Source organism: Fundidesulfovibrio putealis DSM 16056 (assembly GCF_000429325.1).
Taxonomy (GTDB): domain Bacteria; phylum Desulfobacterota; class Desulfovibrionia; order Desulfovibrionales; family Desulfovibrionaceae; genus Fundidesulfovibrio; species Fundidesulfovibrio putealis.
In genome coordinates this window covers 340,474-353,390 of sequence record NZ_KE386885.1, presented here as the reverse complement: position 1 = coordinate 353,390, position 12,917 = coordinate 340,474, and the positions used below count along the sequence as shown (strand labels likewise).

Sequence of the window (12,917 nt, the reverse complement as noted above, 5' to 3'; positions counted from 1 at the left end):
ACACACGCGGCAGGCAACTTTGCCGCTCCCCAAATCAGGAGAATCAGGCCGGGGTCTGCCCGGCACGGATGTCCGCGATGGTCTTCTTTATGCGCTCGATGCGCTTCTCGTCGGCGGGATGCGTGGAGAGAAACGCCAGGGTGCGCGACGACTGCGGGTTCTTGCGCATGTTCTCCCAGAAGCGTACGGCGGCGTCCATGTCGTACCCGGCCTTGGCCATCAGGTGCAGGCCGATGGCGTCGGCCTCGTGCTCGTGCTTGCGGCTGTAGGGCAGCATGACCCCAAGGCTCGCCCCGTACCCCCACACCTTGGAGGCGATCTGCCCAAGACGCGGGTCCTCCTCGCTCAGCACGAAGTTCAAGATGGCCCCCCCGAGCTGCGCCCCCATCTCCATGGTGGCCCGCTCCGCGCCGTGCCTGGCCATGGCGTGAGCCACCTCGTGGGCCATCACCGTGGCGAGCTGAGCGTCGTCCTGCACGTACTTGAAGAGCCCGGAATACACGAAGATCTTGCCGCCCGGCAGGCAGAAGGCGTTGGGCACGGAGTCGTTGTCGATGACGTGGAACTCCCACTGCATGCCCTTCTCGCCGCTGGCGGCGGCCACGCGCGCGCCGACCCGCTTCACGGCCTCGATCTGGGCCTGGTTGCGCGAGAGCCGCTCCGTGCCCAGGATCTCGCGCGCCGCCTGCGCGCCCATGGCCCGTTCCTGGCTCTGGGGGATGACGATGAGCTGCTTGCGCTCGGTGTAGGGTGCGGAGTCGCACCCGGCGGCCAGCAGCGCGGCCGCCAGCGTCAGTGTGAGGAAAAGCGCGGAGAAGATGTTTTTCATGAGCGTGCAAGCCCCCGGATTATCGTCTGTGCCCGCATGGCGGTCCGGTTGCCCGGCCCCAAGCTGGAGTTAAACAGGTAAAGCCCCGACATCGCAAGTCAACGTAAAATTTCGTTCATGAAGGCGCTTGCGCCGTACGCGCCCGCCGGAGGACGGACGTGCTGACGGGGCTGCATCTCTTTGGCCATCCGTTCCATACCCAAGCCCTGCCCCCTGCCGGTTGCGGTTGCGCGCACGGCCCGCCTGGCCTACAATACGCAATATATACAGGTACCCATATCATCGCCACACACTCGACACCCGGAGGCCACTCGTGCGTTTCAGCTCCAGAATGTCCGGCGTTCGCCGCTCCTATATCCGTGAAATCCTGAAAGTCACACAGAACCCCGAGGTCATCTCCTTCGCGGGCGGGCTCCCAAGCCCCGACCACTTTCCTGCACAAGCCTTCGCCAAGGCGGCTTCCGAGGTGCTCACCGATTGCGGCCCCCAGGCGCTCCAATACTCCATCACCGAGGGACACCCGCCCCTTCGCGAGTTCATCTCCCGGCGCTACAAGGAGACCTGGGGCCTGGACATCCCCATGGAGCAGATCCTCATCACCACCGGCTCGCAGCAGGGCCTGGACCTCATGGCCAAGGTGATGCTGGACGTGGGCGACGAGGTGCTGATCGAGCGCCCCGGCTACCTGGGCGCCATCCAGGCCTTTTCGCTGATGGGCGCGCAGTTCCTCACAGCGGACCTGGTGCCCGGCGGCGTGAACCTGGACCAGCTGGCCCAGCGTCTGCGCGAGCGCCCCAAGATCTTCTACGCCGTGCCCAGCTTCCAGAACCCCTCCGGGGCCACCTACGACGCGGACACCCGGCGCGAAGTGGCCCGCCTGATCGAGGAGAGCGACACCATCCTGCTGGAGGACAACCCCTACGGCGAGCTGCGCTTCAAGGGTGAGGACGTGCCGCCCATCCGGGCCTTCATGGGGTCGGACAAGGCCGCGCTCATGGGAAGCTTCTCCAAGATCGCCAGCCCCGGCATGCGCATCGGCTGGATAGCCGCCGGCCCGGACCTGTTCCACGCCCTGGTGACCGCCAAGCAGGCCTCGGACCTGCACACCTCCATCTTCGCCCAGCGCGTGCTGCACCGGTTCCTGGAGACCAACGACCTTGACGCCCACATCGCGGTGATCCGCAAGGCCTACGGCGAGCGGCGCGACCTGATGGTGGAGGTCATCAAGCGCGAGTTCCCGGCGGAGGTGCGCTGCACCGAGCCCGAGGGCGGCATGTTCCTGTGGGGCGAGCTGCCCAAGGGCGTGAGCGCGGAGGAGGTCTTCGCCAAGGCCATCGAGCGCAAGGTGGCCTTTGTTCCCGGTCTGCCCTTCTACGTGGACGGCACGGACAACGCCTTCCGCCTGAACTTCTCCAACTCCACGCCCGAGCGCATCGAGGAAGGCATCACCCGCCTGGGCGCGTGCCTGAAGGAAGTGCTGGCCCGCCACGCCTCAACTGCGAGCGGCTGCCAGTGCGACGCTGGCGCTCCGCTGGAAATCTAGACGCTCCCCTCTTCTCCCCGAGTCCCCATCCGGGGCTCAGGGAGAGGAACATGTTGACATTTGCATGTACAAACATCAAAGTCCCGCCATGGCCGACTCCAAAACGCTCCTCGAAAACTGCCTGTACTTCACGGCAAACGCGCTGGCGCGCACCATCACGCGCCTGGCCGAGGAGGCTTTTGCGCCTGTTGGCCTGTCGCCTTCCCAGGCGTTTCTTCTCATGCTGGCCCTGGAGTCGCCGGGTATAACCCCCACAGAACTCGCCTCCCGCCTTCACCTTGCCCCCTCCACGGTAAGCCGACTGGCGGACGGACTGGTGCGCCGGACTCTTCTGGAACGCCGCTCCCAGGGCAAGGCGGCCCATTTCCACCCGACAGCCCAAGGCAAGGACATGAGCGCCTCCATCGCCGCCGCCTGGAAATCCCTGCACCGGCGCTACTCTGACGTGCTGGGCGAGGACACTGGCACGGACCTGACCCGGGTGATCCATCAGTCCTGCCAGATTCTGGACCAATCCTGAGGCCCCCTTTTTTTACCCTTTTCACTTGCATGCACACGCAACAATACCCAGGAGAACACCCCATGAAAAAGGATCTCGGACCCGCCACCGCCATGTATCCTTCCCTGACCACCATCGTGGGCGCAGTGGTGAACGGGCGGCCAAATTTCCTGGCCGTGGCCCACGTGGGCATCATGAACCACGGGCAGCCGCAGTACATCTCGGTTGGCATCAACAAATCCCACTACAGCGGGCCGGGAATCCACGAGCACCGGGAGTTCAGCGTGAACATCCCCTCCGAGGCCCTGATGGCGGAAACCGACTACGTGGGCATCGTCTCCGGCAAGAAGACGGACAAATCCACGCTGTTCGAGCTGTTCACCGGAGAGCTCCAGCACGCGCCGCTCATCGCGCAGTGCCCGGTGTGCATGGAGTGCCGCCTGCACCAGGTGGTGGATTTTCCCTCGCATGAGGTGTTCATCGGCGAGATCGTGAAGACCTGGGCGGACGAGAGCATTCTGACGGAAAAAGGCCACATCGACCCGGCCAAGGTTCGGCCTTTGCTCTTCGACATGGGGACGCTGTCCTATTACGGCCTGGGGCCGGTGCTGGGCGGCTGCTGGAACGTGGGGAAGAAGCTCAAGAAGGGCTAGACGATTTTCGAGTATGCCTCAATCACGGGCGGAGACGGCTTTGCGTCTCCGTCCGCGAAATCTCCGGCTCCACCGGGAGCCAGCCTGGAATACGTCTCTCGAACCGGAACGACGCGAAGCGGTAGGGGATTCCAAAGGGACTTGTCCCTTTGGCCGCCGGAGGCCTCTTCCCTCTCACCGAGTGTTGCGTCCTCACAATCCGTCCATACGGATTTTCAAGACAAACAGCCAAAACCATTTATTTTGATTTTGAAGAACATATTCATGTTTTTCAAAAACGCGACACTCGCCTCACCCCACCCTCACGCGCTCCTGGCCTTGCCGCACTCCTGTTCCAGCGATGGCTCGTATCCTTCGCCAACGTACAGCTCCGCGCCGCCCATGCTCTGCTCGTAGGCCGCGCCCCAGTCGCGAAGTTCCTTCAATATCGGCACGAGCCCGTCACCAAGCTTTGTCAGCGAATACTCCACTCGCGGCGGCACTTCCCGGTACACCTCGCGATGGATCACCGCGTCGGCCTCCAGCTCGCGCAGTTGCCGGGCCAGCATACGCTCGGTCACCCCGCCGATGCTGCGGCGCAGGTCGCTGAAACGCATGACGCCCTCGGTTGCCAGATGATACAGGATGATCGGCTTCCACTTGCCCCCCATGATCTGGAGGGTCAGCTCGAAGAAGCAGCGGTAGGTCTTTCCGTTCAATTCCTTGGTCTTGCAGGGGGTGATCACGGCTTCGCTCCTCACTATACTATTCGTCAGTATGGCACATTGAAGACAGTACTTGCGCTTGCAGGCTGTTCCTTGCATATGACCCAGCATGAGGGCACGTCAAGCGCCCAAAAACCGTTTCACGGGAGAACACATCATGAAAGCAGTTGCCATCAACGGCAGCCCCCGCAAGGGCGGCAATACGGAGATCATGCTTCGCGAGGCCCTGAAACCCCTTGACGCCGCAGGCTGGGAGACCTCCTTCATCCAGCTTGGCGCGAAAAAGATCCGTGGCTGCATCGCCTGCTACAAGTGCTTCGAGAACAAGGACCGCCAGTGCGCCGTGAAGAACGACGTGGCCAACGACTGCCTGGCCGAGATGTTCGCGGCGGACGCCATCATCCTGGGCACGCCCACCTACTTCACCGACGTCACCGCCGAGCTCAAGGCGCTGCTGGACCGCTCGGGGCTGGTGTCCATCGCCAACGGATCGCTGCTGGCAGGCAAGATCGGCGCGGCAGTGGTGGCCGTGCGGCGCGGCGGGGCGACGCATGCCTACGACACCATCAACCACATGTACCTGATGTCTGGCATGATCGTTCCCGGATCCATCTACTGGAACATCGGCTACGGCCTGAACCCCGGCGAGGTGAGCGGCGACGAGGAGGCCATGCGCAACATGAACCACCTGGGCCGCGCCATCGACTGGCTGGGCCGCTGCGTGAAGCCCAACATGGGCAGCTACCCGGCCATGAACCAAGCTGGCGAGAAATAGCCCGGACAGTGCGATAGGCTGGCGGGCTGGCACACGGGCAACGTGCAAATGCCGAAAGGGCCGGCGTCTGACGTCCCGGCAGGCCTTGGAACCGACCGACGACCCGGAGTATGCCGAGGCCGGGCGGCCCACAGGCCGAACACGAACCATCGAGGAGTCGAGAACATGGCGAATCTGACCGTGGTGGCCACCATCGTGGCCAAGCCCGGATGCGAGAAGGATGTGGAAGCGCTGCTGACCGGGCTCGTGGAGCCCTCGCGCAAGGACAAGGGCTGTCTGCTGTATGACCTGCACCGGGCCGTCGATCTGCCGGGGACCTTCCTGTTCTACGAGACCTGGGAGAGCAAGGAGCTTCTGGACGCGCACCTGGAGACGCCGCACCTGTTGAATATGCGCGACAAACTGGGGCCGTTGGCGCAGTCCACGGAGATCAAGCTGCTGGAGAAGATCAGCTAGAATTTGCGAATTGAGAGCTGAGGTGAGACTGCCGGGGACTGGTGCGTAATGCCGGTCCCCGGCAGGTCGTGTTTTATGCGTGGGGGGATGCGTGGAGGAAAGCCTCCGGCGGCCAGAGGGCTTCGCCCTCTGGACACCCTCATGGGTCTGCGTTGTCTGGCTGCGCGTAGGGGTGCGGCCAGTTGGAGTGCAACGCGGATATCAGGAACGGTCTTGGGTTCGATGTGCTCCAGCCCCTACAATCCGAACCAGACGAGAACAGCCCGCCCCTATCCGAAGCGACACGTTCATGCCGCCAAATGCAGCGCCGCTACCCCAGGTTCTTGGCCACAAACTCCCAGTTCACCAGCTTCTCCAGCACGTCCTTCAGGTAGTCGGCCCGGCGGTTCTGGTAGTCCAGGTAATAGGCGTGCTCCCAGACGTCCACGGTCAGAAGCGGCTTCTGGCCGTTCACCATGGGGTTCATGGCGTTGGGGGTCTTCACCACCTTGAGCGCACCCGCATCCGCCACCAGCCAGGCCCAGCCGCTGCCGAACTGGGTCATGCCAGCCTCGCTGAAGGCCTTCACGAACCCGTCATAGCTGCCGAATGCTGCGTTCAGGGCCTCGGCCAGCTTGCCCGTGGGCTTGCCGCCCCCGCCCTTCTTCAAGCCCGCAAAGTAGAACGTGTGGTTCCAGGACTGGGCCGCGTTGTTGAAAAGCCCCGCCGCAGCAGGGTCCTTGGCCGCGTCCAGGAACACCTTCTCCAGGGTCATCCCCTCGGCGTGCTTGCCCTCCAGGGCTTTGTTCATGTTGTCGTAATAGGCCTTGGTGTGCTTTCCGTAGTGGAAGGACAAAGTCTTCGCGGATATGACAGGTTCCAGGGCGTCTTCGGGATACGGCAGGGCAGGTATGGCAAACATGGGTGATCCTTGTGCGTGGACGGGTTGGGGTGAGAGGAAACCAAGCGCGCCAGCCGCCGCCACTGTGACGGTCGCCGCCGCCAACCCGCCAAACTCCCTGCGGGTCATGCCTTTCGCGGTCTTATCTTGCATCGTGCGCCTCCGTGAGGTGCCGCCCGCGCGACAGGACGCGACAGGCGGAAAGGGATTTCGATCCTCCTTCCTTGCTCCCGCCATGCGCGAGTGTCAAGCAATCAGCGAGGGCGTCGATCCAGGCAGCGGGTTTCGGCCATTTGACGCGGGGATGCATTCAATCCGTAACGCAGGCCCGGCAATAGGATGCAGGATTTTGAACATCCAAATATCCGGAGGGAAACCCATGCTCCTGGCAAGACCGTCCACCCGCCGCCTGACCATGCTCCTGTGGCTGGCGCTGGCCCTTATCTTCGCGGCCCAGGCGACTGCCGCCGCCGCTGCCGACAAACCTGCCAAGTACGTCTTCTACTTCATCGGAGACGGCCTGGCCCAGGCCCAGCGCACCGCCGCCGAGTACTACCTGGCTGCCGAAAAGGGCATGGAAAAGCCCGGCCTGGTCAAGCTCACCATGAGCTCCTTCCCGGTCCAGGGCGCAACCACCACCTACTCGCTGAACTCCATCATCACCGACTCCGGCGCAGCGGGCGTGGCCCTGGCCAGCGGCGTGAAGACCTACAACGGCGCAATCGGCGTGGACGGCGAGAAGAAATCCGTGCCCACCGTGGCCGAGATCGCCAAGCAGAAGGGTATGAAGGTCGGCATCGTGTCCACCGTGTCCCTGGATCACGCCACCCCGGCCTGCTTCTACGCCCACCAGCCCAGCCGCAACAACTACTACGAAATCTCCATGCAGGCCGCAGACTCCGGCTTCGACTACTTCGCAGGCGGCGGCTTCAAGGATCCCGAGGGCAAGAAGTCCAAGAAGGAAGGCGACAAGCCGAACGCCTTGGAGAGCTTCAAGTCCAAGGGCTACACGGTGCTGAATTCGCGCGACGAAATCCTGGCCCTCAAGCCCGGACAGAAAGTGCTGGCCGTCAACCCCGTGCTGGACGCCGACAAGGCCATGCCCTACGCCATGGACGTTGATCCGGCCAAGGAGGTCACCCTGGCCCAGTTCACGGCCAAGGGCATCGAACTGCTGGACAACCCCAAGGGATTCTTCATGATGATCGAGGGCGGCAAGGTCGACTGGGCCTGCCACGCCAACGACGCCGTGGCCTCCATCAAGGACGTGCTGTCCCTGGACGACGCCGTGGCCCAGGCCGTGGATTTCGCCAGGAAGCACCCGGACGAAACCCTGATCGTGGTCACCGGCGACCACGAGTGCGGCGGCATGAGCCTGGGCTTCGCCGGAACCAAGTACGGCAACTATTACAGCTACCTGAAAAACCAGAAGCTCTCCTTCCTGGCCTTCTCCAACAAGCTGAAGGAATACAAGAAGAACACCCCTGCGGACAAAGCCAATCTGGCCGACGTGGCCGGGCTCATCAAGGAAGGCTTCGGCCTGGTGATCCCCACCGCCGCCGACCTGGAAGAGATGAAGAAGTCTCCCAAGCCCAACGAGGACGTCACCTCCCCCGCCGACACCTACGGCATGTACCTCAAGGATTACGAGCTGGTCATGGTTGAGGACGCCTTCAAGCGCTCCCTGTCCGGCGAGGGCGAAAAATCCAAGGACTCCGCCGAATACCTGCGCTACGGCGACTATGAACCCCTGACCGTCACCCTGACCCGTATCCTGGACTCCAAGGCCGGACTGGCCTGGACCACCTACTCCCATACGGGCATGCCGGTCATGACCTCGGCCATGGGAACCGGCGCCAAGGCCTTCGAGGGCTATTACGACAACACCGAGCTGGCCAAGCGCCTGATGAGCATCGTGGACCCCACGAAGAAGCTGGCCTCGAACTGATCGCCTTTCGTTCTCCCAATAATACGGCGCATGGTGCATAGTAACGATCATTCGCAATAGTTATAAGGGATTCCAAAGGGCGCAGCCCTTTGGCCGCCGGAGGCTCTCCGACCTGACCACCTCTCCGGCACTCAGCCAGCAACCTGTCACTTCTCCGGGGCGCGCCGCATGCGGCGCGCCCCGCTTTCACACCCATGCACCAAAACGACAGCATCCCCGGCCCAGCCGGTCCCCCGGCAGCCGCCAGCCGCCGCAGGGACATCATACTCACTGCCGCTTTCGCAGTCCTGACTGTCTCGCTCTGGTTCCTGCCAACAGACTTCGAGAACCGCCTGCCCACAGGCACCCAGGCCGTGAAGGCCGAGATAACCGCAACAGACAACAGCAACCTGCGGCAATACGGCGTGGTGCTGGAAGGCGACCAGCGGGTCCAGGCCCTGGTGCTGGAGGGCCCCTTCAAGGGCCGCACCGTCACGGCGGACAATCTGTTTCTGGGCAAGCTCGAGATGGACAAGCAGTTCAAGGTCGGGGACATGGCCCTGGTGGCGCTGACGGTGTCAGGGGGCGAGGTGGTCAACGCCGTGGCCCAGGACTATTATCGCCTGGACATCCAGCTGTGGGTCATGGGGCTGTTCGCGGTGTTCCTGGTGGCCTACGCGGGCTGGACCGGCCTCAAGGCGCTCCTGAGCTTCCTGTTCGCCGCCCTGGCCATCTGGAAGGTCATGGTGCCTCTGTTCCTCAAGGACTACGACCCCATCGGCGTGACCCTTGTCGTACTGGCCGTGCTCATGGCCTCGGTGCTGTTCCTGGTGGGCGGGGTGAACCGCAAGGCTTTGGCCGCGTATCTGGGATCGCTTCTGGGCGTGGCCGCCACCTGCGCCATGGCCGTGGGATTCTCGGAAGGGTTTCATCTGCACGGTTCGGTGAAGGCCTACGCCGAGACGCTTTTTTACTCGGGCTATCCGCACCTGAACCTGACGCGGATATTCCTGGCCACGGTGTTTCTGGGCTCAAGCGGCGCGGTGATGGACCTGGCCATGGACGTTGCCGCCAGCATGGAGGAGGTGTCCGCGCATCATACCGGAGAAGGGGCCGGCATCGGCTTCTGGAAGCTCTTTCTCTCGGGGCTGCGGGTGGGGCGCGTGGTGGTGGGAACCATGACCACCACGCTGCTGCTGGCCTATTCCGGCGGTTCCATGGCGCTTTTCATGGTGTTCATGGCCCAGGGCGTGCCCATGGCCAACGTGTTCAATATGAACCACGTGGCCGCCGAGGTGCTGAACACCCTGGTGGGCAGCTTCGGGCTGGTGCTGGTGGCCCCGTTCACGGCGCTCATGGGGGCGTGGCTGCTGGCCGGGCGCAAGGCCCGGCATCCGGAGGTCGTCAGCTGAAAAGCTTCGCCGCACTCCATCGTTCAAGCATGTATGACGCTAATCAAAGAGAACCATTTTATGGCTTAAGGAAAACATGTTCATGTTTTCCTTAATCGCGACACTAAAGGGGCTTTTGCGCGCTGAAGTGCATCCCCATGGTCACGGGAGAGCTCTTGAAGCCCGTCTCACCGTGGCTGGCCGCGTTCACGAAACCTGCCGTAGCGAGCATGTCCAGGAACGCCGTTCCCGGTATCGCGCCGCCCTGTCAGGTGAACCAGGAGGCTACGGCGTCCCCCGGCGCACTGGGCGCAGGCCCTGTGAGCATCTGGTCGGCTATCTGGAGCCTCCCGCCGGGCTTGAGCACCCGGAAGGCCTCAGCCAGGGCCGCCTGTTTGTCGATCACCAGGTTGTAGACCCCGCTCGAGATGAGCAGGTCAAAGACGGCATCCTCAAAAGGCAGTTTCTCGGCGGAGCCTTCCACGAATTCCACGTTCCGCGCGCCAGCCGCCTGGGCGTTCAGGCGGGCCGTACCCAGCATATCGGGAGACATTTCCAGGCCCACGGCGCGGCCTGCCTCACCGACCAGTTCCGCCGCCACCAGCGTGTCCACGCCGCAGCCGCAGCCCACGTCCAGCACCGCCTGCCCTTTTGCGGGCACACCCATGGAGAACGGGTTGCCCACCCCGCAGAAGCACTCCAGCACGGCAGGCGGCAGGTGCTTGAGCCACTGGGGCGCGTAGCCCTGGCCGTCAAGCCCGGCCTGGCCCGTGGGATACCTGAACAGTCCGGCGGCGGAGGAAGCCACCTTGCGGTACTTGTCCCTGATGGACGCCTCGATCTGGCTGCGTTGCTCGGTGGTTATTTGCATAGACTAAGTCTATTAATGCCTCGCTAAATCGTCAAGAAATCTGATTGCACTGGACCGCCACAGCCCATCTTGCCATTTTTGCCAAATTGCTTACTCTTCAAGGCATGCCTCACCAAGGAGGGTTGCACCCGTGAGTATTGAATCCGCAACTGCATACATGGAACGCATGCGCCTGGACCCCGAATTTCGCGCCAAGGTGAACGAATGCCAGGACGCGGCCGCCAACTGGGCCTACCTGCGCGAAAACGGCTTCGACTTCACCGTGGACGAGTTCAAGCAGGCCCAGAAAGCCGTGTACGAGACCCACGGAACGGACCAGCTTCCCAAGAAAGACTGAAGCGAAAAAGGCTGAACCGGGCTCCCCATGCGCCCGGCCAGCCGGTTGGCTGTACCGGCCCGGGAGAGCCCGTGCGCTCCTGGGCCGCCCTGCCGCGCCGGCCCTTTCAACCGTTACGGCCGACGCGCTCAACCCGGCTTTCCCCTCCCTCCGGCCTGTTTTGTCCTACTCTGCCGGTCCGGCTCAACCCGCGCTGCCCAGCTCTGCCCAGCTCTGTTTGACCGTTCTCGGCTTTTTCCCTATTTCTGGCTGGTTCGGCAACTTCGTGAAAAAGGATTCACCATGAGCGATACCGTCAAAGAGCATCTGGACTTTCTACGCACCATCGTCGACGAGGACCTGAAAAGCGGCAAGTACGCCTCCGTGGCCACCCGCTTTCCTCCCGAGCCCAACGGCTACCTCCACGTCGGCCACGCCAAGTCCATCTGCCTCAACTTCGGCATCGCCAAGCAGTTCGGCGGCACCTGCAACCTGCGCTTCGACGACACCAACCCCTCCAAGGAGGAGCAGGAATACGTCGATTCCATCCAGGCCGACGTCAACTGGCTGGGCTTCTCCTGGGACGACCGCATGTATTTCGCGTCCGACTACTTCGAGAAGCTCTACGAATTCGCCGAAATGCTTATCCAGCGCGGCCTGGCCTACGTGGACGACCAGACCGCCGAGCAAATCCGCGAGGCGCGCGGCACCCTGACCGAACCCGGCATCGACAGCCCCTACCGCACCCGCTCCGTGGACGAGAACCTGGACCTGTTCCGGCGCATGCGCGCGGGCGACTTCCCGGACGGCGCACGCGTGCTGCGGGCCAAGATCGACATGTCCTCGCCCAACATCGTGATGCGCGACCCCACCCTGTACCGCATCCGACACGCCCATCACCACCGCACCGGGGATGCGTGGTGCATCTATCCGATGTACGACTTCACCCACTGCATCTCGGATGCGCTGGAGCACATCACCCACTCCATCTGCACCCTGGAGTTCGAGAACAACCGCGAGCTCTACGACTGGGTGCTGGACAACCTGCCCGTGCCGTCGCGCCCGCGCCAGTACGAGTTCGCGCGCCTGAACCTGACCTACGTGGTTGTCAGCAAGCGCCGCCTGATCCAGTTGGTCAGCGAAGGCCACGTCACCGGCTGGGACGACCCGCGCATGCCCACCATCCAGGGCCTTCGCCGCCGTGGCTACACGCCCGAGTCCATCCGCCTGTTCGCGGAGCGCATCGGCGTGGCCCGCGCCGCCAACACCGTGGAAATCGAGATGCTGGAAGCCTGCCTGCGCGAGGACCTGAACGACCGCGCCCCCCGCGCCCTGGCCGTTCTGCGCCCGGTGAAGGTGGTCATCACCAACTATCCCGAGGGCCAGGAAGAGATCTTCGAGTGCCCCAACCACACCGAGAAGCCCGAGCTGGGAACGCGCCAGATCCCCTTCTCGCGCGAGCTGTACATCGAGCAGGACGACTTCCGCGAAGTGCCGCCCAAGGGCTACCACCGCCTGTCGCCCGGAAAGGAAGTGCGCCTGCGCCACGCCTATTACGTCACCTGCACCGACGTGCTGAAGGACCCCGAGACCGGCGAAGTGACCGAGATCCGCTGCACCTACGATCCGGCCACGCGCGGCGGCTGGTCCAATGACGGTCGCAAGGTCAAGGGCACCATCCACTGGGTGAGCGCACAACACGCGGCCTGGGCCGAAGTGCGCCTCTACGACCGCCTGTTCACCAAGCCAGACCCCATGGCAGTGGAAGAAGGCAAGGATTTCAAGGACTACGTGAACCCCAACGCCCTGGAAGTGCTGCCCAACTGCCCGGTGGAGCCAAGCCTCGCCCAGGCCACGCCCGAACAGTTCTTCCAGTTCGAACGCCTGGGATATTTCGTGGCCGACAGGCGCGACCACGGCCCGGACCGGCTGGTGTTCAACAGGAGTGTCGGACTAAGGGACTCCTGGGCCAAGCAGGAAAAGAAGGGCGCGTAGACCCTTCCCGCCTGTGCGACTGATCACCCGCGAACCAGATGCACCGTCTGGTTCGCGGGCTTGTTTTGCGCAGGCCCT

Annotated in this window: 13 protein-coding genes; 9 read left to right on the top strand and 4 right to left on the bottom strand. The window is 63.4% G+C overall.

Features of this window, described 5'->3' with window-relative positions; all coding sequences use genetic code 11:
* Positions 1 to 43: 43 nt before the first annotated feature.
* Entirely contained in the window at positions 44 to 829 is a 786-nt protein-coding gene (locus tag G453_RS0118390) for a M48 family metallopeptidase (RefSeq protein ID WP_027192213.1), read from the bottom strand.
* A 313-nt stretch (positions 830 to 1,142) separates the two neighbouring features.
* On the opposite strand from G453_RS0118390, the gene G453_RS25130 reads away from it, so the two are divergent.
* From G453_RS25130 to G453_RS0118375, 3 genes are all read left to right on the top strand, one after another.
* Positions 1,143 to 2,372: an aminotransferase-like domain-containing protein gene (locus tag G453_RS25130; protein WP_051272608.1), complete on the top strand. Its 1,230-nt coding sequence runs from the start codon at positions 1,143 to 1,145 to the stop codon at positions 2,370 to 2,372.
* Positions 2,373 to 2,436: 64 nt separating this feature from the next.
* On the top strand, positions 2,437 to 2,892 hold the full coding sequence (locus G453_RS0118380; protein ID WP_235731801.1) for a MarR family winged helix-turn-helix transcriptional regulator: 456 nt from the start codon (positions 2,437 to 2,439) through the stop codon (positions 2,890 to 2,892).
* Positions 2,893 to 2,954: 62 nt separating this feature from the next.
* On the top strand, positions 2,955 to 3,524 hold the full coding sequence (locus G453_RS0118375) for a flavin reductase family protein (protein WP_027192211.1): 570 nt from the start codon (positions 2,955 to 2,957) through the stop codon (positions 3,522 to 3,524).
* A gap of 302 nt (positions 3,525 to 3,826) precedes the next feature.
* Here G453_RS0118375 and G453_RS25125 read toward each other — a convergent pair whose 3' ends face one another.
* Complete coding sequence (locus G453_RS25125) at positions 3,827 to 4,249, bottom strand: winged helix-turn-helix transcriptional regulator (RefSeq protein WP_051272607.1); 423 nt, start codon at positions 4,247 to 4,249, stop codon at positions 3,827 to 3,829.
* Between the two features lie 136 nt (positions 4,250 to 4,385).
* On the opposite strand from G453_RS25125, the gene G453_RS0118365 reads away from it, so the two are divergent.
* Positions 4,386 to 5,003, top strand: coding sequence for a flavodoxin family protein (locus tag G453_RS0118365; protein WP_027192210.1), 618 nt, complete (start codon positions 4,386 to 4,388; stop codon positions 5,001 to 5,003).
* Between the two features lie 165 nt (positions 5,004 to 5,168).
* Positions 5,169 to 5,459, top strand: a complete 291-nt coding sequence (locus G453_RS0118360; protein ID WP_027192209.1) for a putative quinol monooxygenase — start codon at positions 5,169 to 5,171, stop codon at positions 5,457 to 5,459.
* 310 nt (positions 5,460 to 5,769) lie between these two features.
* Here G453_RS0118360 and G453_RS0118355 read toward each other — a convergent pair whose 3' ends face one another.
* On the bottom strand, positions 5,770 to 6,492 hold the full coding sequence (locus tag G453_RS0118355; RefSeq protein ID WP_084502533.1) for a superoxide dismutase: 723 nt from the start codon (positions 6,490 to 6,492) through the stop codon (positions 5,770 to 5,772).
* Between the two features lie 226 nt (positions 6,493 to 6,718).
* Between G453_RS0118355 and G453_RS0118350 the strand changes: the two genes are divergently transcribed.
* Positions 6,719 to 8,287, top strand: a complete 1,569-nt coding sequence (locus G453_RS0118350; protein ID WP_051272606.1) for an alkaline phosphatase — start codon at positions 6,719 to 6,721, stop codon at positions 8,285 to 8,287.
* A gap of 194 nt (positions 8,288 to 8,481) precedes the next feature.
* Positions 8,482 to 9,678 carry a YibE/F family protein gene (locus G453_RS0118345; protein WP_051272605.1) on the top strand — a complete coding sequence of 399 codons (1,197 nt, stop codon included), beginning with the start codon at positions 8,482 to 8,484 and terminating at the stop codon, positions 9,676 to 9,678.
* 103 nt (positions 9,679 to 9,781) lie between these two features.
* Here the strand turns inward: G453_RS0118345 and G453_RS0118335 are convergent, their stop codons facing one another.
* Complete coding sequence (locus G453_RS0118335; protein ID WP_272483552.1) at positions 9,782 to 10,528, bottom strand: methyltransferase domain-containing protein; 747 nt, start codon at positions 10,526 to 10,528, stop codon at positions 9,782 to 9,784.
* Positions 10,529 to 10,658: 130 nt separating this feature from the next.
* On the opposite strand from G453_RS0118335, the gene G453_RS0118330 reads away from it, so the two are divergent.
* Both G453_RS0118330 and G453_RS0118325 read left to right on the top strand, forming a co-directional pair.
* A complete protein-coding gene (locus G453_RS0118330; RefSeq protein WP_027192204.1) occupies positions 10,659 to 10,865 on the top strand; it encodes a Nif11-like leader peptide family natural product precursor in 207 nt (68 codons plus the stop codon).
* 282 nt (positions 10,866 to 11,147) lie between these two features.
* A complete protein-coding gene (locus G453_RS0118325) occupies positions 11,148 to 12,839 on the top strand; it encodes a glutamine--tRNA ligase/YqeY domain fusion protein (RefSeq protein ID WP_027192203.1) in 1,692 nt (563 codons plus the stop codon).
* Positions 12,840 to 12,917 lie beyond the last annotated feature (78 nt).